Genomic DNA, 25,292 nt, shown 5'->3' on the forward strand with positions numbered 1-25,292 from the left:
TGGTTGGCACCCCCTTCCAACAGCTATTATGTGCGCCGCAAAGGGTAACTATCCGCCCGCATTGCGATCGAAGCGCACCGTGAATGTCGCGCCGGCGCCATACTCGGATTCGACCCGGATCGTGCCCCCGTGCCGCTCCGCGATGCCAAGACACATGGCGAGCCCAAGTCCGGTTCCTTGCGTCTTCGTCGTGAAGAACGGCTCGAACAGCCGCTCGAGCCGCTCGCGCGGAATGCCGTGCCCGCCGTCGGCCACCTGCAGCTCGACATGGGCCGGCGTCGTGCGCGTGCGGATTCGCAGCGTCCCCTTGCGCTCCTCCATCGCCTCCAGGCCATTGCGGCACAAATTGAGGATGAGCTGCTTGATCTCCTTGGCGTTCAGCAACAAGAGCGGCATCTCGTCAGCCAGTTCCAGCTCGATCGTAAGTCCCCTCATATTGGCATCGGCCATCAGCAGCGGCAGCAGTTCGGCGATCAGATGGTGCAGCGACGCGGGGGAGCGCTCGCTTAGCCGGGTTTGGGCCATCGAGAGAAAGTCGTTGATGATGCCGTTCGCCCGGTCGAGCTCGTCCATCACGATGCGGAAGTATTCCCGCTGATTGTCCGGGCTCCGCTCCCGCATCAGCTGGATGAACCCGCGTATGACCGCCATCGGATTGCGTATCTCGTGCGTGATGCTGGCCGCCATCTGTCCGACCAGACTCAGCCGCTCCATCCGCTCCGCCTCGCCCTGCAGCAGGCTAAGCTCGGTCACATCCTGGGCGAGCACGGCCGCGCCGATCACGCCGCTGCCGCGGGGATCGCGGATGCTAATGCCCGTGCAGGCATAAATTCCACTCTGCTCCCGCGCATAGACGGTTGCGCTCGCCCCGCCGGCCAGCGACTGCTCCAGCAGCTTCGTCAGCACGGAACCCGACGGATAGCCGCCCAGCGCCGCGTAGGGCTTGCCGAGCAGCTCGCCGTCCGCCTCCCGCGCCCGGAGCATCTTTCTCGCCCGCTCGTTCAGATGGGAGATCCGCCCGTTTTGTTCCGCGAATATAACGCCAAACGGATGTTCCTCGACGAACTGCTTCAGCTTCTGCGACTCGATGCGGTATTCCGTTATCCACTGCGACAAATTCTCGTGCAGCCGCAGACGCTCCCTATCATTTTCAATTAAATAAACGACCAGCGACGCGGTTGCATAATAAAGGAAGATGTACGTCCAGCCCTGCAGATCCGCAAGCGCCCGGAACGACAATCCCCCTTCGTTCGGATACAAGGTGAACACCGTGAGATGCACGAGAACGACCCCCGACATCAACGCGGCGAGGATCAGCTGCTTGCGGCGTCTGTCCATCGCTTGAAACCCCGGCCCGATCCAATAGAACAGCAGCGGCATGACGAGGGCGGCTATGCCTGCGAGTTCCAGCAGCGACCACGCGGCTAACCCATCATGCAGCAGTCTGGCGGCCGCATATCCGGTACCGAGGACGGCCATCGCCGCATAACCGCCGTAGAGGGAGCCGACAAAAAGGGGGATGAACGAAAAAACCATGTCCAGCCGGTTCTCCGACGCACAAACGATGAAACCGATAATTAGGGAGCAAATCGAGAACAACGCCAGGTAGAACGGTTGACTTCTTCGCGTGGCTGCTCGGTCGTGCCAGATTTGAAAGGCGAAGTAAGGCACCGCGGCTGCGATCATTTGCAACAGGGTTTGCTTCCACACGTTAGATCAAGTCTCTCCCTCCGAAACGTTCAGTTTGGCCCTTCCATGCCATGCGTGTTGCGGTCGATCCAACGTTCGATTTCATGCCGAAGCCGTCCCCGCCGACTATAGGCGACCGTCGTGGACTTGCCCGGCGCGCCGCCCGGGGATTGGAAGAATACTTTGCCTTGCTCGTGGTCGTATTGGACGATGCGGTACTTATTGACGAGGTTGATCCGGTCCAGCTTGTGAAATCCGTAAGACTGAAGATGCTTGACATACGTTGTAAGCGAGGGAACAAGGGGGTAAAAGGAGTCGGTCAACGTATGGAAAACGAGCGCGCCGTTCGCGGATTCGATATACAGAATATCGGCCGCATTCAGCAGGACGACCGGCGTTTCGTTGTTCCGGTCGCGCGTAACGGGGATCATCATAATTGCTGCACTCCATGCGTATTGGCGATTGGATGGACGCTGGGCCGCGCCGCTGCTCCATGCCCCTACTATACAACCTATCGACATACAAATAAATACAATTATTCAAGTTTAAGAAGAGTGGACGCTAGCGAATCCGGATAGTATGATGAGTAGGATTTCAAACAAGCAGGTGAGCAAAATGGACTATGACGTAATCATCATCGGAGGCGGATCCGCCGGGCTGATGGCCGCCGTATCGGCGGGCAGCCGCGGCGCCCGCGTCCTGCTGCTGGACAAAGGGGACAAGCTGGGGCGCAAGCTCGGCATCTCCGGCGGCGGCAGATGCAACGTGACGAATAACAAAGAGCTGGACGAGCTGATCCGCCACATACCCGGCAACGGCAAATTTCTGCATAGCGCGCTGAACGCCTTCGGCAATAAAGAGATTATCGCGTTCTTCGAGAAGCTGGGCATCGCGCTCAAGGAAGAAGACAACGGACGGATGTTCCCCGTGTCCGACCGGGCGAAGACCGTGGTGGACGCGCTGATCGGCCAAGTCCGCAAGCTGGGCGTTCAGATCAAGGTCAACGCGCCGGTCAAGGACGTGCTGTACCGCGATGGCGAAGTGCGGGGCGTTCGGCTGAGAAGCGGCGAGACGTTCGCAAGCCCCGCCGTCATCGTCGCTTCGGGCGGCAAGTCGGTGCCGCACACCGGCTCGACCGGCGACGGCTACGCCTGGGCCGAGCAGGCCGGCCACACGATCACGGAGCTGTTCCCGACGGAGGTGCCGATCACGTCGAATGAACCGTTCATCCAGACGAAGGAGCTGCAAGGGCTGTCGCTGCGGGATATCGGGCTCTCCGTCTGGAATACGAAGGGCAAGCGGATCATCGAGCATCGCGGCGACATGATTTTCACCCACTTCGGCCTCTCCGGCCCGACCGCGCTGCGCTGCAGCCAGTTCGTGGTCAAGGCGCTGAAGCAATCCGGTACCGGCAACGTCAAGATGACGATCGATCTGCTGCCGGACAAGAGCCCGGACGAGATCTACAAGGAGACGCTCGGGCTGGCGCAAGCGGAGTCGAAGAAAGCCGTCAAGAACGTCCTCAAGAGTGTGCTGCCCGAGCGGCTCGTGCCGCTCCTGCTCGCCCAGTCCGGTCTGGACGAGCAGATCACATACGACAATATTCCGAAGCAGCAGTGGATGGAGCTGGCCAAATTGACCAAAGCCTTCCCGCTTCGCGCGTACGGCACGCTGTCGATCGAGGATGCTTTCGTCACCGGCGGCGGGGTGAACCTGAAGGAGATCGATCCGAAGACGATGGGCTCCAAGCTGATGCATGGACTGTTCTTCTGCGGCGAGGTTCTCGACATCCACGGGTACACGGGCGGATATAACATCACGGCCGCGTTCTCGACCGGTTACGCGGCGGGACTGAACGCGGTTAGGCTCCGCAAATAGCCATGAAGGCGGTCGCACAAGCGTTGTCCATAGGGATCACATATCATATAGTAATCCAAATGGAAGGGAGCCCTGCTTTCATGTGTGACCACCATCATTGCAATCCGTTATGTCCGACCGAGACGATCTATGATCCGCCGATCCGCGTCGTTCGCGACTTCTTCCACCCGCAGCGCGTCCAAGTCGTGCAGATCGTGGAAGTCGTCAACCGCCATCACTGCGTGCCGGTCTATGAGAAGGTCGTCCAAGTCGTCGAGCGGGAAGAGGACTGTACGCACCACCATCACCATGGCGGCAACGCGACAGTGGCCGGAGAGAAAGCAAAGACGAGATCCAAATCCAATGGCCGCCGCGCGGCTAAACGCAAATAATTCGGCTGCAGGATGAACAAAAACCGGCAAGGCGCTAAGCCTTGCCGGTTTTATTGCGTGATGCCTATTATCCTCGTCAAGCCGCCCGGGGCGCTCCTCACGTATGCACGTCGCCGGAGAAATGATCGTACGTGCCCGGATCCGGCGTGAACGCCTCGGGATCGATTGCGTCCTCGTCATGGTTGCGCAGGCCCATCTCCGCCTCCTCGCGGGCGATCAGATCCTCGTTCACGATATGTGCCGGAATGGTAATCGCGTCGAGGCTGTAAGCGCTAGCCGTGATCGCGTTCTCGTCCAACCTGGATTGGCCGGCCATGACGCCGCCGTGCGACTGCGCGATCTCGAGCGCGGAGGTCAGATCGCTCCCGTGAAGGTGGATATGAACTTCTCTCCCGCCGCTCACCTCCGGCTCGTAGCCCAGCTCCGACAAGGTATCGGCCGCTAGAGCCGCCGTCGCCTCGTCGGGGAATTGAAACAGCAATGCGGTATCATGTTGCATGCGAGCTTGATTCCTTTCCGCGTGGGGATTTCTTGGCTTTATTCCATCTTCCTTAATGTACCCGCGCAAGGATAAACGATGCATGCATGCACGCAAAGGAGCTCAGCTCCTCCTCGTCGCGCGCAGCCGTCCGAATACAGCGGTCAAATGATTGACGAACCATAGGTACGCCGCCGAAAGGAGGATCCCTCCCATGATGCCGAGCAGCCCGAACGAATCATAGCCGGCAACCGCGCCCAGCACGAGAGCAATCGGCGTCACTAGCCATAGCCGCAGCCGCTCGCCTGCCTTGCGAAGGTCGCTGTCCTCCCAGTGGAACTGCCGAACGAAGGCCTCGCCCGTGAAATTGAACCTATGATTCTGAACCATCATGTTGACGAGCAGCGGAATGCCCGCAGCAAGCGCAATCTGCGCGAATAGAGGAGACTGGCTTACGGCGAATATGCCCAGGCTCATGAAGCTGAGCCAATAACGAAGCATGAGCCACTGCCGCAGGAACGCTTTGAGCGCGCTCTCCGCCAGCACGACCGCCGATGCATCGGATCGGAAGAGCCGCTGCGAGCGCCGGAAGAACAACGGCTTGTCGAGCCGGACGAGCGGCTTGTGCGGGACGACGTCGCGCACGAGCAATGCCGTACCGGAGAGTCTCGCGGCATGCTCGAGCGCAACGTCGGAGGCGAAGTCGCCGTCATGTCTCAGCTTGCCGCGCAGCAAGACGTAGGCCGTCCCCGCCCCCAAGCCGATGCAACCCAGCCAAGCAGCGGTCTGCGCGCTGCCGGACAAGAAAGAAGGAAGCAGCAGCGCCAGAATAAGCGTTACATTCACGCCCCCGATGCAAGCTTCCTTCCGGAATCCGCGGAGCCGTCCGTGGATGCGATTGCGCCACAGCGCGCCGGCAAGCGATACCGACCAAGCCGCGCTGAATAAGAGCGCGACATCAGCTATTCCCAGGCCATGCACCCCCATCAGGAATGGCAGCAGGATGGCATAGATCACTATTCCGGGCACGACCAACCCTGCCGCCGTATAGCCGAACCCGTACGCGAGCAGACCGCGCCGCCAGGCGCTTCGGTGCAAGAACAGCACGTCGGCGTCTTCCGCGAACGTCCGAAACCTCGCGCCGAGCGCGAGCAGCATCGGCGCAAGCTGCGCCGCCCAGAGCGGCCCGGCGGCCATCCAAGCCGGCGGGTCCGCCCACCATCCCGCGTACACCACGCCCGCAATCAACAGCGGGAACAGCAGATAACATAGGACGACCCCATCCACGACGGTCCCCCATACTCGCCGTTGTTCCTTCCAGTAACGCGCCACCCTTTTGCGAAACAGCCTTTTGATCGTCCACGCCCGCTCGGCGAATTCGTCGTTCATCGTCATCTTCGATCGCCCCTTCCCCGGTCAGGTAAGCGCATAGAAACAGTCGAACAACGGCGCATCCGCGCCGCAGCCCGCCTGATCCCGCACATCGGCGAGCGTGCCGCCGGCCACGACTGTCCCTTCATTAATGAGCACGAATCGGTCGCTGATCCGCTCGGCGGTATCCAGCACGTGCGTGCTCATGAGCACGCCGGCCCCCCGCTTCCGCTCCTCGTTCAGCAGCGTCAAGAAGTCCTTCGTCGCCCGGGGATCCAAGCCGACGAACGGCTCATCGACGACGTAGAGATCGGGCTTCAGCATAAACCCGATGATGAGCATCATCTTCTGCTGCATGCCTTTGGAGAATCCGGTCGGCAGCCGGTCGCGGTCCTGCTCCATGCGGAACAGGCGCAGCAGCTCGGCGGCCCGCTCCCGAAAAACGCGATCGTCCAACTTGTGCACGCTGGCCGCCAGCTGCATATGCTCCCACAGCGTCATGTATTCGTACAGCACCGGCTGCTCCGGCACGTAAGCGCAGCGCCGTTCCCCCCGGCCGAACGCCACTTCCCCTTTCATGTTCCGCAGCAGGCCGAGCAGCGCCTTCACCGTCGTGCTTTTGCCCGCTCCGTTGGGACCGATCAAGCCGACCAGCTCGCCTGCCCCGACGCAAAAAGAAACATCGCGGATGACAGGCTTGTCTTGCTCGTAGCCTGCCTCCGCGATGTTTACGGTTAATACGTTCATCGCGATCCCCGTCCTCTCGTTCAAGATAATTCTTAAACGTGGACGGCGCCTATGAAGTTCCGGAATTTTCCTTATTTCAATTGGAAACGCTGAACCGTGGCCTGCAGCTCCTTCGCGATGCGCGTCAGCTCTTGCGTGTACGCGCTGATCTGCGTCATGGACGATACTTGCGCCTCGGCGCGGTCCGTGACGGATTTGAAGGAACGGGACAGCTGCGCAGCGATCGAAGCCTGCTCGGTCACCGACGCGCTGACCTCTTGCGAGCTGGCCGACATCTCTTCCGCGACCGCCAGCGTCTCTTCGACTTGCGCGCCCATCTCTTGCACGGACTTGACGATCTTGGCGAATTGAGCGCCCGCGAGCTTCACGGCGCGGTTCGCCTCGTTCACTTCGCCCAGCTCTTTGTCCATCGCTTCGCTGGCCGCCTTCGTGCTCTCTTGAATCTCGCCGATCACTTCGACGATGGACGTCGCCGCCGTCTGCGATTGCGCCGCCAGCTGGCGAACTTCGCCCGCGACGACCGCGAATCCGCGTCCATGCTCGCCCGCGCGCGCCGCCTCGATCCCCGCGTTCAGAGCGAGAACGCCGGTCTGACGGGCGATATTGTTGATTTGGTCGACCAAGCTGCCGATTTGCTCGTTGCGCTCCTCCAGATGGTTGATCAATTGGGACAGATGATCGGTAGCGGCGATTACCGCGTCCATGCGGTCGCCTGCATTGACGATCGAACGCTGGCCTTGCTCGGCATCCTGCTTCGCCTCGATCGATTTGTCGCTGACGTCGCCCGCGGACTCCGCCACGCGCTGCACGCCAAGCGTCATCTCTTCCATCGCGCGAGCCGTCTCGCCCGCGCTGTGGCCTTGCTGCTCGGCGCCCGCCGCTGCTTGACCGATCGTGTCCTTGATGCCGGCCGCGGACTTGTTGGTGCCTTCCGCGCTCTCGGACAGCATGCTTGCCGCAACGGCAAGCTCGCTGGAATAATCGGCGGTCTTCAGGACGATATTACGAAGGTTCGCGACCATCTTGTCCGCGGCTTCGGCCAGCTCGCCGAATTCGTCGACGCGCTTCAGGTGAAGCGGCTCCGATGTCAGCACGCCATCGCCGACTTCCAGCATCCGATCGCGCACGATGCGCAGCGGACGGATCAGATTGCGCGTCAGGATAAACACAATGATAATGGAGACGGCGACGGCGATACCGCCGAGTGCCATCGAGGACAATTGACCTTCGTCCGAGCTATCGATCGCTTCCGCAAGCATCGCTTCCGTATTCGTACCGTTCTCGTCATCCAGCTTCTGGATGGTTTCCTGGTAGGCTCTGTAGTGGGCCAAGCTATCCTCGACCGAGATCGTTACGCCGCTGGACGCCATCTCCGCGAGTGTTTTATAAGTCTCTTCGATCTCCCCGATCAGTTCGATTTCTCGGTCGCCGATCGCGTTTTTCTTATACGTCTCGATCTGCTCGCCCATCCAGCCGAACAGCTCGCTGCGCTCCTCGAACAGCTGTTTCGCCTGCGATTCGTCCTTCGCGGTAGCGGCCATCATGCCAATCATCTGCAGCCGCTCGAGACCGTACTTCATCTCGTGCACGCTCTCCACCGCCTGCACGCGGTTGTTGGCGAACAGGATCATTTGATCTTCCGTGTTCTGGCTGCTGTTATACGCGCTGTACGCCATCGTCCCCATAAGACCGATCACGACGACGAAGGACAGCGAAATCTTCGTCCCGACCTTCAATTTCATATTCATCCGCTTCATTATGAGTCTCCTCCTGCTCCCATCTAGTTGCGTCTTGTCATCTCTCATAGGGACAATATCGACAGCGCGACGCAAAGAGATTAGAGTTTCAGGCAAAAGAAAACCGCTTCGGAAGCAGGAAGTTTTCCCTGCACCCAAAGCGGTCGACAAGACTTGACAAACGCTAGCGGAATTGTCCGAGCGCATGGTTGATATCGCGCGTGCTCGGATAGACTTGCTGGTAAAGACGGAACAATTCGGCATATTGCGCCGATGCCTCCGGCTGCGGATGATAGACGGCCGCATGCGAGACGAACGCCTCCGCGCAGGCGTCCAGGCTGGCGAACCAGCCGCATCCGTAAGCCGCGAGCATCGCCGCGCCGAGCCCCGGTCCCTGCTCGCTCGCCAGGGCCACGACGTCCGCGCCGAAGATGTCCGCCTGCATTTGGAGCCAGACCGGGTTTTGCGCTCCCCCGCCGATGGAGACGATCTTGTCGATCGTCTTGCCGGCCGAGCGGAACATATCGACCGACTCATGCAGCGAGAACGTGATGCCCTCCATGATCGCGCGGGCAAAATGCGCCCGGGTGTGCGAGCCGTCGATGCCGATGAAGCTGCCCCGGATCTGCGCGTCCGCGTGCGGCGTACGCTCGCCCACCAAGTACGGCGCGAACAAGAGTCCGCCCGAACCCGGCGGCAGGTCGCCAACGCCCGCCAGCAGCGATTCGAACGATTCGCCCTTGGCGAACGTCTCGCGGAACCAGCTCAAGCTGTAGCCGGCCGCGAGCGTGACGCCCATCGCATAATACGCGTTCTCCTTGCCGTGGTTGAACAGATGCACCTTGCCCTTGTAATCGGCGCTGGCATCCGGCTCATACGAGAGGATCACGCCGGAGGTGCCGATGCTGCACATCGTCAGTCCTTCGGATAGAATGCCCGCGCCGATCGCGCCGCACGCATTGTCCGCGCCGCCGGCGAATACCTTAGTCGCCGCCGGAAGCCCCGTGGACCCCGCCAGCTCCGGCAGCAAGGTGCCGACCAGCTCATGCGATTCCGCGAGCGCCGGGCAGAAGCTCTGCGGCAGCTCGAACGCCGCCAGCACGTCGCCGCTCCACGACTTCGCTTCTACGTCCAGCAGCAGCGTGCCGGCCGCATCGGAGTAATCCATATGCAGCGTGCCGGTCAGCCGATAGCGGACGTAATCCTTCGGCAGCAGGAAAGAGACGGACTTGGCGAACGCTTCGGGCTCATGCTGCTTCACCCACAGAATCTTCGGCAGCGTGAAGCCTTCGAGCGCCGGATTGCGCGTAATGCGCAGCAGCTTCTCGCCGAGCACGCCTTCGATCTCGCGGCACTGCGACGTCGTGCGCGTGTCGTTCCATAGAATCGCATTGCGCACCGGATTGCCGGCCGCATCCAGCAGCACGAGACCGTGCATTTGGCCGGAGAAGCTGATCCCTTCGATAGCCTCGGGCTTTACCCCCGGGGCTTGCGCCAGTTCCGCCAGGGCGGCTAGCGTCGCCTCCACCCAGTCGTCGGGGCGCTGCTCGCTCCAGCCCGCATGCTCGTGGAAAAGCGGGTAGCTGCGCGAAGCCTCGGCGACGAGCGCGCCGCTCCTGTCGAGGAGCAGCGCCTTCACCGCGCTTGTGCCGAGGTCGATGCCGATGACGTAAGACATGCGCGTTCGCCCCCTATTAGACGCTGAAGATGATTTCGTTCAGCTGCAGTTTGATACGCTCTTGGCGGCCGGACTCGTTGATGATCGGGTTGTTCTGCAGCGCATATTGCTCAAGCGTGTGCAGCGTCGCCTTGCCGGAGACGATGTCCGCGCCGATGCCTTCTTTGAAGCTGCGGTAGCGGTTGTCGACGATGTTGTCGATCACCTTCTCTTCGATCAGCTTGGCTGCGGCTTTGAGGCCCCATGCGTACGTATCCATGCCCGCGATGTGCGCCAGGAACAGATCTTCATTCTCGAACGAACCGCGGCGTACTTTGGCGTCGAAGTTGACGCCGCCGCGGCCGATGCCGCCCGCCTTCAGCACTTCGAACATCGTAAGCGTCGTCGAGTACAGGTCCGTCGGGAACTCGTCGGTATCCCAGCCGAGGAGCAGGTCGCCCTGGTTCGCGTCGAGCGAGCCGAGCATGCCGTTGATCGCGGCCGTGCGGATCTCGTGCTCGAACGTATGGCCCGCGAGCGTCGCATGGTTCGCTTCCAGGTTAAGCTTGAAGTAGTCTTTCAGGCCGTACTTCTGCAGGAACGCGATCGTCGTCGCCGCGTCGAAGTCGTACTGGTGCTTCGTTGGCTCTTTCGGCTTCGGCTCGATCAGGAATTGGGCGTCGAAGCCGATTTCCTTCGAATAAGCAACAGCCATATGGAGCAGGCGCGCCAGGTTGTCGAGCTCAAGCGCCATGTCGGTGTTCAGCAGCGTCTCGTAGCCTTCGCGGCCGCCCCAGAAGACATAGTTCTCGGCGCCGAGGCGTTTGCCGATCTCAAGCGACTTCTTCAGCTGCGCGCCGGCATAGGCATACACGTCCGCATTGGAAGTCGTGCCCGCGCCGTGAACGAAACGCGGATTGGTGAACATGTTCGCCGTGTTCCAGAGCAGCTTTTTGCCGGTTGCCTTCATGTTGGATTCCAGCAGGTCGGCGATGACGTCCAGGTTCTTGTTCGTCTCTTGCAGCGTCTCGCCTTCCGGCGCGATGTCGCGGTCATGGAACGCGTAGAACGGGATGTCGATTTTCTCGAGGAACTCGAAGTTCGCTTCGACGCGTGCTTTCGCTTGGTCCATCGCGTCGCTGTAATCCCAGCCGCGTACCGACGTGCTTACGCCGAATGGATCCGCGCCGCCGTACGTGAACGTATGCCAGTAAGCGACCGCGAAGCGAAGATGCTCTTCCATCGTTTTGCCGAGCACGACTTCCTTCGGATTGTAGCGCTGGAATGCGAACGGATTGTCCGTGCCTTTGCCTTCGTATTGAATTTTGTTGATGTTTTTGAAGTACGACATAATGGGGATGCCTCCTTGGGATTATGGAATGAACGAGTACAGCTGCGTATCTTGCTCGTTGTTGAAAACGCTGTCTTTCGATGACCTGCACTTAGCATAGCATGAACTAACTTAGTTTGTCTATTAAACAAACTAAGTTTATGTTACACTTTTTTTATGCCCGATCTATGTTACAATGAGCGGCATGACCGTCAAGGCTGCCGCACTCGGCGGCGCGGCTGATCTGCTCGAGATCGGCCAACGTCTTCAATACCTTCTTTCATTAGGTCATTCTTGCGTCATTAACGATGGAGCGTGTTTCGAATATGAAAGCCAAAGCTACGGGCGACCTCGCCATGATCAAAAAGATTAATACCGCTATCGTGCTCGAAGCGGTGCTCAAGCATGCGCCACTCTCGCGCGCGCAAATCTCGGAGCGGACCGGACTCAACAAAGCGACCGTCTCCAGTCTCGTGCAGGATCTGATCGACGCGAGCCTCGTCGTGGAGACCGGCCCCGGCGAATCGAGCGGCGGCCGCAAGCCGGTCATCCTCCTCTTCAATGCGAAGGCCGGCTTCGCCGTCGGCATCGACCTTGGCGTCAACTATATCCGGGGCGTGCTGACCGATCTCGAGGGAACGGTCGTCGCCGAGCATGAGCAGACGATCGCCACGAAGGACGAGGAAATCATCGTTCGCCAGCTGGAGGACTGCATCGACAGCCTTCGGAGCCAAATTCCCGCCTGCCCGCACGGTCTCGTCGGCATTGGCGTCGGCGTCCCCGGGGTCGTGGACGACGAAGGCGCCATCCTGTTCGCGCCGAATCTCGGCTGGCGGGACATGCCCCTGCAGCGCCGGTTGGCGGAGCGCTTCGGCGTGCCGGTGACGATCGACAACGAGGCGAACGCCGGCGCGCAGGGCGAGCAGAAATACGGCGCCGGCCGCGGCATCGCGCACCAGATCTACGTGAGCGTCGGCATCGGGATCGGGACGGGCATCATCCTGCACAAGGATCTGTACAAAGGCGCTTCCGGCTTCTCCGGAGAGCTCGGCCATCTGTCGATCGAACGCGGCGGCAAGCCCTGCCGCTGCGGCAACCAAGGCTGCTGGGAGCTGTACGCGTCGGAGAACGCGCTGCTCGAGCAAGCTGCCTCGCTCGGGCATGCCGACTTAGGCGCGCTGCTTCGCGCCGCGGATGCGGGCGACGCCGACGTGCTTCGCCTGTTCCAAGGGATCGGCGAATCGCTCGGCATCGGCATCGCCAACATCGTCAACGTGTTCAATCCGGAAGCCGTCATCATCGGCAACCGGATGAGCCGGGCGCAGCGTTGGATCGAGGACGCGCTGACGGACACCGTCAACGCGAGGACGCTCTCGTTCCACCGCGAGCGGATGCGCATCCTGTTCGCGGACCTGCGCGAGCAATCGGCCGTCCGCGGCGCGGCGTATTACGCGATCAGCGGGTTCATCGCGCGGATGAAGGGCGGTCATGCGGGAGGTTAATGCAGGCGGCTCGATCGTAAACAACGAAAAAAGCTGTATCCGCAAGGCTTGCGCCCGCGGTACGGCTTTTTCTTCGTCCCTTATCGCTCCGCCCCGTTAGCTTCCGCGTTTCCGCGTTCCCGGCGCCAGCTTATGCGCTTCCAGCAGCTCCTGCCCCTCCGACTGCAGCGTCCGCACCAATTCCTTCGCACCGATTCCGTTCGCGACCGCCACCTCGAATTCGCGATTGACCAGCTCCCCGAAACGCGTCATGAACTTGGGGTCGTAGTCGCCATTGAGCGTATCCAGGGGGAAGGCCGGTTTCGGCAGCAGCTCGTACAGCCCCGGCAGAACGGGATCGTCGTTGTACTTCATATATGCGCGATTCGACGGGAGGTTCGAATTCGAGAGCGCGTTCCACACCTTCGCCATATAGTCGCTCATCAGAAATTTCGTCACCGTCCACGCGAGCTCCGTCTCCTTCGCCCCAGCGGGAATCGCCAACACGCCCGGAAAATAAATGTCGTCGCTCCGATTCGGACTGTCCATGCCGAGCGGCCCGACCGCCTTCCCGACTGGAAAAGCGCGCTCCTGCCCCACGCCCGCGAATGCATACAGCTCCGACGTGTTGAAGACCTCGATCGACATCGCCGCCTTGCCTTCATTAAAGGATTGCTCGATCCCGCTCCCGCTTTCGTCCGGCCGCAGCTTGAACGTCCCCAGCCTATAGCTCTGCAGCAGCGTCCCGACGAACCGCGCCCAATGCGGCGTATCGACCGTCACTTTCCCCGTCTTCATGTTGAAGAGCGTCATGCCTTCCCGCATGCCGAAGTTCCACAGATGATCGAAGGGGCGGTCCACATGATCCAAATGCAGCCCTGCCACGCCAGCTCCTCCGCTCCCCGCCAGCGCGAATTCGTTCGCTAACGCGTACAGCTCCTCCGACGTGAGCCCGTTGCGTGGCGGCGTGATGCCGTATTGTTGAAACAGCGCCGGATTATACACGATCGAGGAGGTTTGGAACGTCGGCGCGAGTCCATACAGCGTCCCGTCGATCCGCAATCCCTCGATCATACCTGCGTAATAATCCGTTTCCGCGAGTCCGTCCGCCTTCATGCTCGCGGACAAATCCGTCAGCAGGCCGTCCGCTGCAAGCCCCCGGTACAAGTTGGGATTGAATGCGATGCAGATCAGATCCGGCTGCTCCGCCTGCAGAAGCTGCTCGACCTGCGCCTCCGTGATGCCGACCGGATTCGCCGCGTTTGTCTCAATTACCGTCACTTCGAGCTCCGGGAAAGCCGCCGCGATATAATCCCCGTAATTTCGGTCGAATTCCGCCTGGCTCGCGGCAAGAACTTTAAGCGCGGGCTGCACGCGCGTCTCCGCCTGTTCGGCGCACCCGGTCGCGAGCATAAGCAGAACCAGGCTCATGACCGCTGCGGGCGCCGCTCTAGCAGCCGTGAGGAAGCGTATTCTGAGGCCGTTCCGGCCGTTACATGTCCTGCATTGCCCATTTATCCGCATCGCTGCTAACTCCTTATCTGACCGCCTTGCGCCTGCTTGCTATGGGACCGACGTAAAATGTCTTAGCCCGCTCTTTGGACGCTTCATTCGAGCGCCTTCCTGCTATTCACGCCGCGCCATGTCAAGCAGCGCCTGCCCTTCTTTCTGAATCGCCGCCATCGTCTCCGCGGCCGTCCGCTCGCCGTGGATCGCCTTCTTCATCTCCGCATCGATCATATCCTCGAACGGTCTGCGGAACGCGGTCCAGTCATAATCGTCCATCGCTTCTTGGTTCGTCTCCACGTATGGCAAGGGGAGCAGTTCGTACACCTCCGACAAGGTCGGATCGGGCCGGTACTCCAAATACGCCCGATTGGAGGTGAGACGATCCTCCTCGACCGCGACGGTCGCCTTGGCCACGTAGTCGCTCATCATGAACCGAATCACCTTCCACGCGCGATCCGCTTGCGCCGCCGACGAAGCGATACCCATGAACTGATGCAGCGTTACCGTCGCCGAATGCCCGGGATTCGCCGAACTTACCGGCCCGGCCACGCGTCCGACCTTGAACGATGCGCCGTCCGCACGGTAGCCATCGATCGTCATCGCCGCCTTGCCCTGACCGAACAGCTCGCCCGCCTCCATCATCTCTTTATCGTAATACGTGCGGCCATCCTCCACCCGGCCCTCGATATCCTGCATGTAGAACGTGCCCGAACGGTAGGCTTCGATGATACTCCCAGCGATCCGCTCCCATGCGGGCGTATTCAGCGTCACTTTCCCCGTGTCGGCATTGTACATCCGAATCCCTTCCCAGAAGGCAAACAGGAAGAGGTGATCGTACGGCATGCTCTGCAAATTCGCGTGAAACCCATAGATCCCGTCCTTCGCGCTGCCCGCACGCGAGAATTCGTCCGCCAGCGCCAGCACCTCCGCCATCGTCATTCCGCTGCGCGGCGGATCGATGCCATACCGTCGGAATAGATCCTCGTTATAGGTCAGGAACGAGGCATCGAACCACGGCGACAGCCCGTACAGCTGACCGCCGACTTTCATCCCTTCGAGCATTCCGCGAAAATATCGGTTCTCGTCCATGCCATCCGCTTGCATGCGGGCGGACAAATCCGAGAGCAGCCCATCCTCGGCCAGCCTCCGGTAGAAATCCCGGTCGTTCAAAATCAAATCCGGCTGCGTCTCCGCCAGCTGCCGCTTGTACTGCTCGTAGGTCGGCGGATGCCGGTCGTCCGGTTCCGTTACGATCAGCTCGATCGGCTGTTCGGGAAAGGCGGCCTCGATGTAATCCCCGTAGAAGTGGCGATACCAACTCTCGTTCACGACCGCGATTTTGAGCGTCGTCTTCGCCGCCGCGGCGTTCTCTTCCGCGCATCCGCCGAGCAGCGCGGCGATGGCAGCACCACCAGCATCATCGGCAGCGCAAGGCCGCGGGGTCGTCTCCGTCCCACGTACGTCACTGGTCAGGAACCTCCAATCCGACATAGGGAAGCGTCTTATCCAGCTCGGCCTGCATGCGCTCAAGCGCCTCCGCCTCCGTCGACCCGCCGTCCGTCACGGCCTTCATATACTTGGCTCCCGCTTCGGCGAGCACGCCCGTCGCGCTCCAGTAGCCCGGCTTCGCGGCCGTCAGCTGCTTATAGGCTTGGGCCGGTTCCATCGTGCCCGCATAGAACGCCTGCCACCGACGCTGTTCGGCGGCGCTCTGAACGTCCAGCCGGCTGCTGACGGTATCCGATAAAATCTCAGGCGACATCAGCTTCTTGCCGAACTCCCGCCCGGCCATGAACTTCACGACTTCCCAAGCCGCTTCTTGGTTCGAAGAGGCCGCGTTGACGGCATAGACCGTTCCCGGCATAAGGAAGCTGTCTTGGTTCGGCGCTCCGTCGGCCGGCTTGATCGGCACGGCCATCCAATCGTCCTGGATTCGGCCCAACGACTTGTAGTCCTCCAACATATGCGCATAGGCCGCGCCGCCGATCGTCATTGCCGCATTGCCCTGCGCGAAGGCATCCTGTTTCATTCGATCGTCGTACGTGTAGCTGCTGCCGAGCGGCTTGGCGTGCTGCAGCCAGCCCGTCTTCGACCCTTCGGCCATCTTCCGCCAGATGTTCTGCCAGCCCTCCGTGCCGACCGTCGCCCGCCAAGCGCCGTCCTGGTACACAACCGATTGCAGTCCCGACGTCTCGCCCATGAAATTCACGATCCTGTAGGTCTGATTCCCGCTCTGTCCGTACAATCCGGCCGCGCCCGTACCGGCAAAACGAGCCGCCGTCGCCAGAATCTCGTCCACCGTCATGCCGTCTTCGGCAGGCAGCGCCACGCTCCGGGACTCGAACAGCTTCCTGTTGATATACACGACGCTCGTATCGAACCTGGCGGACAGTCCGTACAGCTCGCCCCCGCCGCCCAGCCGGAGCAGCTCGGTGATCGGTTTATAATAAACATCCAGATCGATGTTCGCGCTCTGGATGCGCGATTCGAGCGACAGGAGCTTTCCTTTCGCCGCTAATTCGACATACATGTTGTACGGCAGCTGCAGCACGTCCGGCCTTGCTTGATCCATCCACGTCTCAAAGGCTTGCGTCCATTGCGCCATATCGCCCGATGCATCCATGGGAGGCGGCGTTAGCGTCTGGAAGCTTACCGACGGGTGACGAATGATGAACATCTTCTTGCCATAGTTATCGAACAGGAAGCTGGACATCGAATCTTGCTGCACCTTCAGCTCCACGGCCGTATCCGCAAGCGGATCGTTCCGCAGCGCGGCCGGCACGTCGGTCGTCGCTTCCCTCGCCATCCATCCCTGCAAATCATCCTTGAACCACCATCCGCCGCCGGCGATCACCGCGATGCTCATCGCGGCCGCGACCATCCGCAGCGGGGCACGCCGCTCTTTCGTCTTCATTCGGATCCTCTCCCTCACCTTTCGTTCTACTTGCGAGGTGAATCCGTTCTCGATCGGCGGCTCGCCTCGGAGCTTCTGCTGCCAATCCTGCGTCCGTTCGCTCATGACCACGTCTCCTCTACTGAAAGGTCGCCCGCGCGATCCGCGGCATCGAAGGCGCCGCGCGCCAGCTTCCGGTTGACCGCCGTCCTGGCCCGATGCAGGCGCGACTTCACCGTGCCTTCGGAGATCCCGAGCAGCTCCGAGATCTCGCGCATCGATTGCCCGTAGTGGCAGCTGAGCAGCAGCACCTCCCGCAGCTTGCGCGGCAAGTCCAGCACAGTGTCCCATAACTCGTCCGCTTCCAGGCGCCGCATCGTCTCCTGCTCGGCGGAAGGGGAAGCGAACCGCTCGATCCGGCCCGGCAGCAGAATGACCCGCTTCAGCCACGACGAGCGGAGCGCGTCGATCGCCGTATTGCGCGTAATGGCCAGCAGCCACGTGCGAATGGAGGATTGGCCGCGGAAATCGTACAGCCGCTCGTATACTTTCACGAACACGTCCTGCGCGATGTCGTCGGCCAGCTCGCGTCTGCGCGATAGGAAAAACGCGAAATTCCACACGTCCTTGCCGTATTCGCGCATCAGCTCGCTCAGCACCGTATCGCGGTCCAGTCCGCCCGTGACATGCTTCAAAAATTCGAATTGCAACTCGTTCACCTCGGCAAGTAGACGAAAGGATTGGAAAATAGTTCCCTTATTTCCGAAATTTTTTTTGGAGACTTATTCGACCTGCAGATTCCATCGAATTTCTCATTTGGGCACGAATTCCATTTTATCCCCCGATTCTACCCGGAACAACACAAAAAAACGGACCGCCATCCGCGTCTTTCGCGGCTGCAGCCCGTGTCTTCGCCTGCCTATGTTCCATCCGACTAGCTATGCGCGCAGCTCTCTGATCATCCGATAGAAGCCCGGCTCCGCCCGGAAGCCCAGCAAATCCCGGTTAATCCGCAGCATCGGCGCGTTCATCGAATCGTTGTGCGTCCGCAGGTAAGGAACGCCTTGACCGCGAGCCGTCCGGGCGGCAAGCACCTTCAGCGCGAGCGCGAGCCGACGGCCGCGATATTCCGGCAGCACGCACGTGTAGTCGTGATACATGGCCCCCGTCCCCTCGTTCCGGTGCAGCGTAACAACACCGACGTAGCGGTCGCCGTCCTTGGCGAGGTGGATCCATTCCGGGCGGAAGCCCGGCGGATCGAGACTCCACTTCTTCCACTCCTCGAACCAGGGGTAGTCCCCGTCGTAGCCCGGAATGTCCGGGTGGGTCACCTTGTACAGCTCATACAGCTTCCGCTCGTTCTCTTCGCCCGCTTCGTCGGCCAGCGTCACGAACCGGATGCCGCTTTGCTCCGCCGCTTGAATCGCGTCCTCGAACGGGCCGGCGTCGAACGAGGAGAGCTCCAGCACGGACTCGAACATATGCCGGTCCTTCGCGTATCCCCGTCGTTCGGCGAACGCGATCGACGCCTCGTCCGTCTCCCGGACGCCGAAGTCGATGAGGCGGGAAGCTTTCGCTTCCTCCGCCCATTGGCGCAGCTCGTCATGCAGCGCGCTGCCGACGCCTTCGCCCCGATGATCCGGATGGACGACCAAGGTATGGATCAGCCCGCCGGGCTCGGTCCAGGGCGCCCGCCATGCGATGGCGTATGCGATGACCGTCCCGCTCTCGTCCTCGGCCACCCATTGCGGGCGATCCCATCCCATTAGCCTCCCTTGCTCGTCGTAATGGAGCTGACCTGGCGGGATTTGTTTCTCTTCTTCTTCCAGTCGTTCGGCCGTCGTCGGCTCCGAGTTAACGTAATTGAGCAGGTTCGCCGCCGCGGCGAAATCCTCGGGCTGGCGCATTTTGCGAATCGTAAATGTTGGCATGCATCTTCTCCTCTATCATGGAATCGCTTCCGTTTGATTCCATTATCCCATAGCGAGCATACCAATTCATGGTAGAATTTGGGTATATTGAAAGTCGCCATCGTGCGCCTGCGCCAAAAAGCCCTCATGTCGCGAAAGGACATGAGGGCTTCTTCATGGCAAAGCGGACTTCTCGTGCGTACATGGAGGCGATTATCGATGTTCGAAGGTCCCGCGTTAAAGCTTGAACGTCGAGAGCGCCTCCTGCAAATCTTCCGCCAGCCGTGCGAGCATCGCCGAGGCGGCCGCGATCTCCTCCATCGTGGCGTTCTGCTCTTCCGCGGACGCCGCGACGCCTTGCGTATGTCGGGATGCGGTCTGCGCCACCTTGGAGATGGTGGACAGATCGGACGCGACCTGATTCGTCTCGGCGCGGATCGCGTGCGCGTCGCGCACCGCCTCCTGCGAGCGGCCGTCCATCGCGACGATGGAAGCGCGGATCTGCTCGAAGGCGGAGCCGGCGTCGCCGATGATGACCATGCCTTCCTTCACCGCGTCGTTGCCTTGCTCCATCGCGTGAATCGCGTGGTGAATTTGACTTTGGATCTCCTGGATCAGTCCCGAAATCTGGCTTGCCGCGCCGCTGGATTGGACCGCCAACTTGCGTACTTCCTCCGCGACGACCGCAAAGCCGCGTCCATGTTCGCCGGAGCGCGCCGCTTCGATGGCCGCATTCAACGCAAGCATGTTGGTCTGGCCCGCGATGCCCGAGATGACGGAGACAATGCTGCCGATTTGCTCGGACTTCTGGCCGAGCGAGAACACGTACTCCGAAGAGGTCGTCACCTTGCTGGCGATGACGTCAATCTGGGCGACGGACTGCGCGATCACGGTATTGCCGCGCTCGGTCATCTTGATCGCTTGGTTCGACGTCGCGGATACTTCGCCGAGCGAATCGTTGACATGATCGACGCTGCCGGCCAGCTGCTCCGAGGAGCCGATCGACTTCAGGATCGTGCTCACCTGCTCCTCGGCTCCCTGGGCGATCTCCTGCACGGCCAAGGTAATGACCTCGGTCGATTTGGCGGTCTGCTCGGCGGAGGCGGTCAATTGCTCCGACGTGGCGGCCAGCTGCTGCGAACCCAAGATGACATTCGAGAGCTTCTCGCGCAGGCTCGCGGAGAGCAGCTGCATATGCGCGGCCAGATCGCTAATCTCGTCGCGCGTCCGGATGACCGGCGGCACGGCCGTCAGATCGCCCTGCGCGACCTGAGAGACGTACGTCTTCATCTTCCGGATCGCGCCGCCGATCAGCATCGAGATCCAGGTCGCGATGACCATGGCCAGAACCAGGCCGAATATCGCCATGATCAACACGATCGTCTTGCCGGAGCTAAGCGTCTTCTGCGCGTCTTCCGCTTCGGACGTAGCATCCGCGCGATTCACCTCGACGAGGCTTTTCACCGATTCGCCCGCTTTTTTGCTCAAGTATTTCATATAGTTGACGGTTCTGACCGGGATATCGGCCTTGTCGGTCGACTCCAGTCTCTTCATCAGCGATGGCAGCTGCGCCGAGAACGCCGACCAGTCGCTGTTGAATTGGAAGTAGTCGAGCTTCGTCGCTTCGTCCTGCGTGAACGCCGCATACTGGCTCTGCAGCGCCTCCATGTTCTTCTGCTCTTCGAGCACGGAAGCCTTGAGCGTCTGCAATTCGCTGTATTTCGTGCTGCTCATCATTTGGAGAAGGCTGTTCTCCATGCTTTTCATGGACAAGCCCATATCGTTTATGAGAATGACGCTTTGCAAATTCGTGCCGGTTACGTTCGTAACCGTAGCGCCAAGACCGTTCATCTGCAAGAGTCCCGTTATGCTTCCGATCAGAAGCAAACAGACGCAAGCAAGGAAGCCGCTGAACAATTTGGCCCGGATAGTGAATCTCATAGGTTATCAGCTCCTATCTGTGTATTGATGCATCTGGATGTTTAGGAAGCCGGCCACTGGTCCTTCGGGATATCCTTGTAGACGTCCTCCAGCTGCGCGTATCCGCTATCGATAACCGTTGCCTTTATGTTCGCTTTCGTGACGATGACCGGCTCCAGCAGGTTGGACGGCACGTCCTTCATCCCGTTGGGCACTTTATTGTTCGCCGCCGGTTCCTTGCCCTGCGCAAGCTCTACCGCCGCCTCTGCCGCCGCGGCAACCATATTCTCGATCGGGAGGTAAATCGTCATCGCCTGTTTGCCCGCCGCGATGCGCTGCAGCGCCTCCAGTTCGGCGTCCTGGCCGGATACCGGTACTTTGCCGTCCAGCCCATATTCGGCGAGCGCCTGAATCGCCGCTCCCGCCGTACCGTCATTCGCCGCCACGACGCCTTGTATATTGCCGCCCGTCCTCGCGAGGATCGCCCGCATATGTTTGAGCGCCTCGTCCGGGTTCCAGTCTTTCGAATATTCGTCGCCGACGAGCGTAATGCCGCTGCTTGCTTTCAGCACGTTCATCGAGCCGTCGCGCAGCAGTACGGCGTTGTTGTCCGTGTCGCCTCCGCCGATGTAAGCATAATTCCCGGACGGCGCCAGCTTCAGAATCTCTTCCGCTTGCATTTCGCCGGCCTTCACGTTATCGATCGACACGTAAAAATCAACGTCGGCGTTCTTCATGAGACGTGCGTATGAGAGCACCTTTACACCTTTCGCCCGCGCCTTGTCGACAGCGGACTTCATGTTCTCCGTATTTTGGGCCACGACGACCAGCACGTTGATGTTCTGCTCGAGCAGTTCGTCAATCTGGTTCAACTGCTTCTGCTCGTCGCCGCCCGCCTCAACCGTAATCACGTCCGCGCCAAGGCCGGCCGCCTTGCTCTCGAACGTGTCGCGGTCGCGCTGCCACCGCTCGTCGATCAGATTGTGGAACGAAAGACCGATCAGCAGCTTCTGCTCGCCGGTAGACGACGGATCCACTGCGGCCGAGCACCCGGCCGTCAGCAACAGCATCGCGATGCAGGCCAGTAACACCAAGGGGCGTACACGTTTCATAATCGCTAGTCTCCTTCTCTGAATGAATATTCTGAATGAATGTTTTGGATGATGGATAAAATATCGGTTATTCGAAGCGCTCTGGTAAGTAGAAGCTTCTTCCACCGGGACACGGACAAAAGGGTTATCCCCGAGGATAACCCTTTTGCTTCATACCGATCGACGACCGCTAAACGGCCGAAGAAGCCGGAGGCTGCGGTTCCTGCCGCGCGAACGAAGGGGCGCGCTCCTTCATGATCGCGAATTGCATCATGCCGCCGGCCAACATGAACGCCCCCGAAATAATGGCCATCGTCCCCAGCGAGAACACGTGGAGCAGCGGTCCGCTGACCGCCATCATGAGCACCATCGTCCCGGTGAACATCGGCATCATGACCCCGCCCACGCGCCCCATGAAGGCGCCTTCCGTCCAACGGAGCATCATCGTGCTAATGGCCACTTGAATGACGGGGAAGAAGAAGCCCGCGATGGCATTCAAACCGAGCGTGAGCGCCGTGCTCGTCGAATAGCCCATGCCGATCAAGGCGGCCGTATCGAACGCGAGCGCCAAGAGCAGCATTTGCGGCGGCGACATTTTCTTCGCCAGAAGCGCCACGGAAATCCCGCCTGCGAGCACCGCCGCGCCGTTCGCCATCTGGAAATATTGCATGAACGACTCCGGTTTGCCGAGCAAATCGGTGACGACGAATATCCCCAGCGTGTTCGCGATGCCGCTCGACAGACCGACAAACGCGAACGTGATGCTAAGCGTCCGAAGCACCTTGCTGCGCAATACGTACCGGAATCCGTCGCCCAGCTCCGCCACGAACCGGCGCCGCTCCCCGCCCCTCGACACCGGCGCTTCGTCCTTCGGCAAGCGCAGCAGGATGAGGGCCGAAGCCAGGAATGCCGCGCCGGTAAAGCCGAGCGATGTCTCGATCCCGAATGCGCCGTAGATCGCGCCTCCCAGGGCAGGACCAAGCACCATGAACACGCCGGTCAACGTCTGCGTCATCGCCATCGCGCCCTGTTGCTGCTCCGGCGGCACTTGGCGCTTGAACAATTTCATCATCGACGGCTGCGAGAATTGCGAGAGCACCGCCGAGACGAAGGTGGCGAAATACACGGCCTCCCATACTTCGAACGCCAAAGTAAGCAGCACCGCGCACACGGATAAGGCGGATAGCAGATCGCAGCCGACCATCGTCCGTTTGGGACGCCACCGATCGGCGAACGTGCCGCCGATGAACGAGAAGATGAAGATCGGGGCGAATTCCGCCACCGAAATCAGCGAGACCGCGACCGGATCTTGATCCGTCCTCTCGGTCACATAGAGGAGGACGGCGAAATTACGCACCCAGATGCCGATTTGCAGCATCATATGCGACAGCATGGCCGTTCGGATGAATGGATTGCCTAGAATACCTGGGCCTTTCTTGGATACAGCAGGATTAGACACGGTAATATACTCCTTTCATGCTCGCTTGGTTGACTTGATTTACGTGCTTCTTCTGCGGCGGTTATAGCCGACCGGCTCGTAGCACGCCAATCGCGCCAGCCACTTATCCTCCAGCTTCCGCAGCGCGTCTCGATACCCCATTGCAACAAGACGGTTCGAGCCGGTGCCATCCGGATCCGCGATATCCTTGTAATCATGACGGACCGAATCGTCCAGTCTCAGCTCCTCGAGAACCTCGAATTCGAAACCTTCGCCGCCGCTGGCTGAATACTCCGCCTGAAGCGACTTGTTCATGTGCGAACCTAAGTCCAGCACGAATCGATCTCGCTGCCAAGCGGCGCTCAAAGAGTTAGACGAATTGATGAATCGTTTGCCATTTCGTTGATTGACGATCTGGTATACGCCCATTTGCCGTTTCATCGCGCCGTATTCTTGCTGTAATTCTTTCCTTCTATTCACTGCAATACCCTCCTCATACATTAGCATAGATTTAATCAATTTATGTTTAGTTAATTTATAGACGTAATAATAAAACATCTAATTAATTTTATCAATACCTTTTATTGAAAATCAAAAAACCGTCTGCCGACAAGGCAAACGGTTGATCTATCGCACGTTATAATCTCGAATAACCGTTATAATCTCGAATAACCAAACAAACTTTAATCCTGTTTAACCAAACCCGCATTCGGAGGCGAAAGGACTCTCACACCGTTGATCGCACGATCAATTCGCACGCGATTTCGAGGCGTCTCCGCTTCCTGCCATCATCCGGGTCGGCCAGTTCGGCTCTCAGCATCCGCAGCGCCTCCCGCCCCATCTCGTACAGATGATTATCGATCGTCGTTAATCCCAACACCTCCGCGATCGGCTGATTATCCAATCCCATCAGCGCTAAGTCCTCCGGCACGCGCCAGCCGTGCTTGCCCGCTTCGGCCATCATGCCGACGGCCACCTGATCGCCCGTCACGATCATCGCGGTCGGCCGCTCCGCCATGGCTTTCAATCGCCGCATCACGTCCGCTCCGCTCTCGATGTCGTAACAATCATAGAACGTCCACGCTTCTCGGCAGGGCTCCCCGATCTCTCGCAGCGCATTCAAATACGCGGACCTACGCCGCTCGCTGCTGCTGCTGACATACCGGCTCATGCACAGTCCGATTTTGCGATGACCCTTGCTCAAGAGATGCCGCATGCCCGTCTCGAATGAACGATAATGATCGATGTACACGGACGAGATTCGCTCCCCCGCATCCTCGCCGCACGAGACGAGCGCTCCGTACGAACGGTATGAAGCGATTTCGGACCAGCCCAGCGATTTGGAGCAGACGATCAAGCCGTCGATTTGTTTCTCCTTCACCAGCGCGAGCGCCCGGCGCTCCTCGTTCTCGTCATACCCCGTTTGGCAGAGCACGAGCCGCAGCCCTTGGTCCAGCGCTTCATCCGACATGCCTTCGACCAAGCGGGAGAAATACGGATGATTGATGGACGGCAGCATAATCCCGACCATGTCCGTCCGTCCCCGAAGCAAATGCACGGCATTGATGTTGCGCGAGTAATTGAGCCTGGCCATGACGTCCTCCACCGCGCGGCGCTTGTCCGCCGAGACATACGGGTGGCCGTTCAGCACCCTGGACACCGTGCTGACCGATACGCCCGCCAGCTTGGCGATCTGCCGGATGTTGGCCACGTTTGTCCCCCCTCGAATTTTTTTTGCGATGTCCGCTTGACCTGAAACGCGTTTCATCCTTTACGCTTTGTCTTGCAAGCGG

21 protein-coding genes are annotated in these 25,292 nt (G+C 60.2%); 3 read left to right on the forward strand and 18 right to left on the reverse strand.

The features are described 5' to 3' along the window. Window positions 1-48 precede the first annotated feature (48 nt). Both ACFSKT_RS24730 and ACFSKT_RS24735 read right to left on the reverse strand, forming a co-directional pair. Window positions 49-1,710, reverse strand: a complete 1,662-nt coding sequence (locus tag ACFSKT_RS24730; RefSeq protein ID WP_377720986.1) for a two-component system sensor histidine kinase NtrB — start codon at window positions 1,708-1,710, stop codon at window positions 49-51. A gap of 29 nt (window positions 1,711-1,739) precedes the next feature. Then, on the reverse strand, window positions 1,740-2,123 hold the full coding sequence (locus ACFSKT_RS24735; RefSeq protein WP_377720985.1) for a LytTR family transcriptional regulator DNA-binding domain-containing protein: 384 nt from the start codon (window positions 2,121-2,123) through the stop codon (window positions 1,740-1,742). A 181-nt stretch (window positions 2,124-2,304) separates the two neighbouring features. On the opposite strand from ACFSKT_RS24735, the gene ACFSKT_RS24740 reads away from it, so the two are divergent. Next, the gene (locus tag ACFSKT_RS24740) at window positions 2,305-3,567 is read left to right on the forward strand and encodes a BaiN/RdsA family NAD(P)/FAD-dependent oxidoreductase (RefSeq protein WP_377720984.1); all 1,263 of its coding nucleotides are present in this window, start codon (window positions 2,305-2,307) and stop codon (window positions 3,565-3,567) included. Window positions 3,568-3,647: 80 nt separating this feature from the next. Further along, the gene (locus tag ACFSKT_RS24745) at window positions 3,648-3,938 is read left to right on the forward strand and encodes a hypothetical protein (protein WP_377720983.1); all 291 of its coding nucleotides are present in this window, start codon (window positions 3,648-3,650) and stop codon (window positions 3,936-3,938) included. 97 nt (window positions 3,939-4,035) lie between these two features. On the opposite strand, the gene ACFSKT_RS24750 is transcribed toward ACFSKT_RS24745, so the two are convergent. The 6 genes from ACFSKT_RS24750 to xylA form a co-directional block, all read right to left on the reverse strand. After that, on the reverse strand, window positions 4,036-4,437 hold the full coding sequence (locus tag ACFSKT_RS24750) for a hypothetical protein (protein WP_377720982.1): 402 nt from the start codon (window positions 4,435-4,437) through the stop codon (window positions 4,036-4,038). A 102-nt stretch (window positions 4,438-4,539) separates the two neighbouring features. Beyond that, window positions 4,540-5,811 (reverse strand): ABC transporter permease, encoded by a 1,272-nt coding sequence (locus ACFSKT_RS24755; RefSeq protein ID WP_377720981.1) that lies wholly within the window; start codon window positions 5,809-5,811, stop codon window positions 4,540-4,542. A 21-nt stretch (window positions 5,812-5,832) separates the two neighbouring features. Beyond that, window positions 5,833-6,534: an ABC transporter ATP-binding protein gene (locus ACFSKT_RS24760; protein WP_377720980.1), complete on the reverse strand. Its 702-nt coding sequence runs from the start codon at window positions 6,532-6,534 to the stop codon at window positions 5,833-5,835. 71 nt (window positions 6,535-6,605) lie between these two features. Continuing rightward, complete coding sequence (locus ACFSKT_RS24765) at window positions 6,606-8,291, reverse strand: methyl-accepting chemotaxis protein (RefSeq protein ID WP_377720979.1); 1,686 nt, start codon at window positions 8,289-8,291, stop codon at window positions 6,606-6,608. A gap of 163 nt (window positions 8,292-8,454) precedes the next feature. Then, a complete protein-coding gene (xylB, locus tag ACFSKT_RS24770; RefSeq protein WP_377720978.1) occupies window positions 8,455-9,948 on the reverse strand; it encodes a xylulokinase in 1,494 nt (497 codons plus the stop codon). Window positions 9,949-9,964: 16 nt separating this feature from the next. Further along, window positions 9,965-11,278 carry a xylose isomerase gene (gene xylA / locus ACFSKT_RS24775; RefSeq protein WP_377720977.1) on the reverse strand — a complete coding sequence of 438 codons (1,314 nt, stop codon included), beginning with the start codon at window positions 11,276-11,278 and terminating at the stop codon, window positions 9,965-9,967. Window positions 11,279-11,583: 305 nt separating this feature from the next. Between xylA and ACFSKT_RS24780 the strand changes: the two genes are divergently transcribed. Beyond that, a complete protein-coding gene (locus tag ACFSKT_RS24780; protein WP_377720976.1) occupies window positions 11,584-12,759 on the forward strand; it encodes an ROK family protein in 1,176 nt (391 codons plus the stop codon). A gap of 96 nt (window positions 12,760-12,855) precedes the next feature. On the opposite strand, the gene ACFSKT_RS24785 is transcribed toward ACFSKT_RS24780, so the two are convergent. The 10 genes from ACFSKT_RS24785 to ACFSKT_RS24830 form a co-directional block, all read right to left on the reverse strand. Further along, entirely contained in the window at window positions 12,856-14,169 is a 1,314-nt protein-coding gene (locus tag ACFSKT_RS24785; RefSeq protein ID WP_377720975.1) for an ABC transporter substrate-binding protein, read from the reverse strand. 195 nt (window positions 14,170-14,364) lie between these two features. Beyond that, window positions 14,365-15,738, reverse strand: a complete 1,374-nt coding sequence (locus ACFSKT_RS24790; RefSeq protein WP_377720974.1) for an ABC transporter substrate-binding protein — start codon at window positions 15,736-15,738, stop codon at window positions 14,365-14,367. Continuing rightward, window positions 15,710-17,266 (reverse strand): ABC transporter substrate-binding protein, encoded by a 1,557-nt coding sequence (locus ACFSKT_RS24795; RefSeq protein WP_377720973.1) that lies wholly within the window; start codon window positions 17,264-17,266, stop codon window positions 15,710-15,712. Before ACFSKT_RS24795 ends, ACFSKT_RS24790 begins: the two co-directional genes overlap by 29 nt. Beyond that, complete coding sequence (locus ACFSKT_RS24800; RefSeq protein ID WP_377720972.1) at window positions 17,263-17,859, reverse strand: sigma-70 family RNA polymerase sigma factor; 597 nt, start codon at window positions 17,857-17,859, stop codon at window positions 17,263-17,265. The genes ACFSKT_RS24795 and ACFSKT_RS24800 overlap by 4 nt, the downstream gene beginning before the upstream one ends. Before the next feature lie 219 nt (window positions 17,860-18,078). Next, complete coding sequence (locus ACFSKT_RS24805; RefSeq protein ID WP_377720971.1) at window positions 18,079-19,071, reverse strand: GNAT family N-acetyltransferase; 993 nt, start codon at window positions 19,069-19,071, stop codon at window positions 18,079-18,081. 216 nt (window positions 19,072-19,287) lie between these two features. After that, window positions 19,288-20,991, reverse strand: a complete 1,704-nt coding sequence (locus tag ACFSKT_RS24810; protein WP_377720970.1) for a methyl-accepting chemotaxis protein — start codon at window positions 20,989-20,991, stop codon at window positions 19,288-19,290. Window positions 20,992-21,032: 41 nt separating this feature from the next. Then, window positions 21,033-22,082 (reverse strand): sugar ABC transporter substrate-binding protein, encoded by a 1,050-nt coding sequence (locus ACFSKT_RS24815; protein ID WP_377720969.1) that lies wholly within the window; start codon window positions 22,080-22,082, stop codon window positions 21,033-21,035. Window positions 22,083-22,251: 169 nt separating this feature from the next. Then, the gene (locus ACFSKT_RS24820; RefSeq protein ID WP_377720968.1) at window positions 22,252-23,520 is read right to left on the reverse strand and encodes an MFS transporter; all 1,269 of its coding nucleotides are present in this window, start codon (window positions 23,518-23,520) and stop codon (window positions 22,252-22,254) included. Window positions 23,521-23,559: 39 nt separating this feature from the next. Beyond that, the gene (locus ACFSKT_RS24825) at window positions 23,560-23,979 is read right to left on the reverse strand and encodes a GIY-YIG nuclease family protein (RefSeq protein WP_377720967.1); all 420 of its coding nucleotides are present in this window, start codon (window positions 23,977-23,979) and stop codon (window positions 23,560-23,562) included. A gap of 247 nt (window positions 23,980-24,226) precedes the next feature. Further along, window positions 24,227-25,210 carry a LacI family DNA-binding transcriptional regulator gene (locus tag ACFSKT_RS24830; protein ID WP_377720966.1) on the reverse strand — a complete coding sequence of 328 codons (984 nt, stop codon included), beginning with the start codon at window positions 25,208-25,210 and terminating at the stop codon, window positions 24,227-24,229. Window positions 25,211-25,292 lie beyond the last annotated feature (82 nt).

Origin of the sequence: Paenibacillus xanthanilyticus (assembly GCF_042682185.1) — a bacterium.
GTDB classification, from domain to species: Bacteria; Bacillota; Bacilli; order Paenibacillales; family Paenibacillaceae; genus Paenibacillus_Z; species Paenibacillus_Z xanthanilyticus.

Excerpts from the sequence above, each read along its gene's own strand:
- ACFSKT_RS24735 (WP_377720985.1), bottom strand. The coding sequence starts at position 2,123 with ATGATGATCCCCGTTACGCGCGACCGGAACAACGAAACGCCGGTCGTC.
- ACFSKT_RS24740 (WP_377720984.1), top strand. The coding sequence starts at position 2,305 with ATGGACTATGACGTAATCATCATCGGAGGCGGATCCGCCGGGCTGATG.
- ACFSKT_RS24745 (WP_377720983.1), top strand. The coding sequence starts at position 3,648 with ATGTGTGACCACCATCATTGCAATCCGTTATGTCCGACCGAGACGATC.
- ACFSKT_RS24750 (WP_377720982.1), bottom strand. The coding sequence starts at position 4,437 with ATGCAACATGATACCGCATTGCTGTTTCAATTCCCCGACGAGGCGACG.
- ACFSKT_RS24755 (WP_377720981.1), bottom strand. The coding sequence starts at position 5,811 with ATGACGATGAACGACGAATTCGCCGAGCGGGCGTGGACGATCAAAAGG.
- ACFSKT_RS24760 (WP_377720980.1), bottom strand. The coding sequence starts at position 6,534 with ATGAACGTATTAACCGTAAACATCGCGGAGGCAGGCTACGAGCAAGAC.
- ACFSKT_RS24765 (WP_377720979.1), bottom strand. The coding sequence starts at position 8,291 with ATGAAGCGGATGAATATGAAATTGAAGGTCGGGACGAAGATTTCGCTG.
- xylB (WP_377720978.1), bottom strand. The coding sequence starts at position 9,948 with ATGTCTTACGTCATCGGCATCGACCTCGGCACAAGCGCGGTGAAGGCG.
- xylA (WP_377720977.1), bottom strand. The coding sequence starts at position 11,278 with ATGTCGTACTTCAAAAACATCAACAAAATTCAATACGAAGGCAAAGGC.
- ACFSKT_RS24780 (WP_377720976.1), top strand. The coding sequence starts at position 11,584 with ATGAAAGCCAAAGCTACGGGCGACCTCGCCATGATCAAAAAGATTAAT.
- ACFSKT_RS24785 (WP_377720975.1), bottom strand. The coding sequence starts at position 14,169 with ATGAGCCTGGTTCTGCTTATGCTCGCGACCGGGTGCGCCGAACAGGCG.
- ACFSKT_RS24790 (WP_377720974.1), bottom strand. The coding sequence starts at position 15,738 with ATGTCGGATTGGAGGTTCCTGACCAGTGACGTACGTGGGACGGAGACG.
- ACFSKT_RS24795 (WP_377720973.1), bottom strand. The coding sequence starts at position 17,266 with ATGAGCGAACGGACGCAGGATTGGCAGCAGAAGCTCCGAGGCGAGCCG.
- ACFSKT_RS24805 (WP_377720971.1), bottom strand. The coding sequence starts at position 19,071 with ATGCCAACATTTACGATTCGCAAAATGCGCCAGCCCGAGGATTTCGCC.
- ACFSKT_RS24810 (WP_377720970.1), bottom strand. The coding sequence starts at position 20,991 with ATGAGATTCACTATCCGGGCCAAATTGTTCAGCGGCTTCCTTGCTTGC.
- ACFSKT_RS24815 (WP_377720969.1), bottom strand. The coding sequence starts at position 22,082 with ATGAAACGTGTACGCCCCTTGGTGTTACTGGCCTGCATCGCGATGCTG.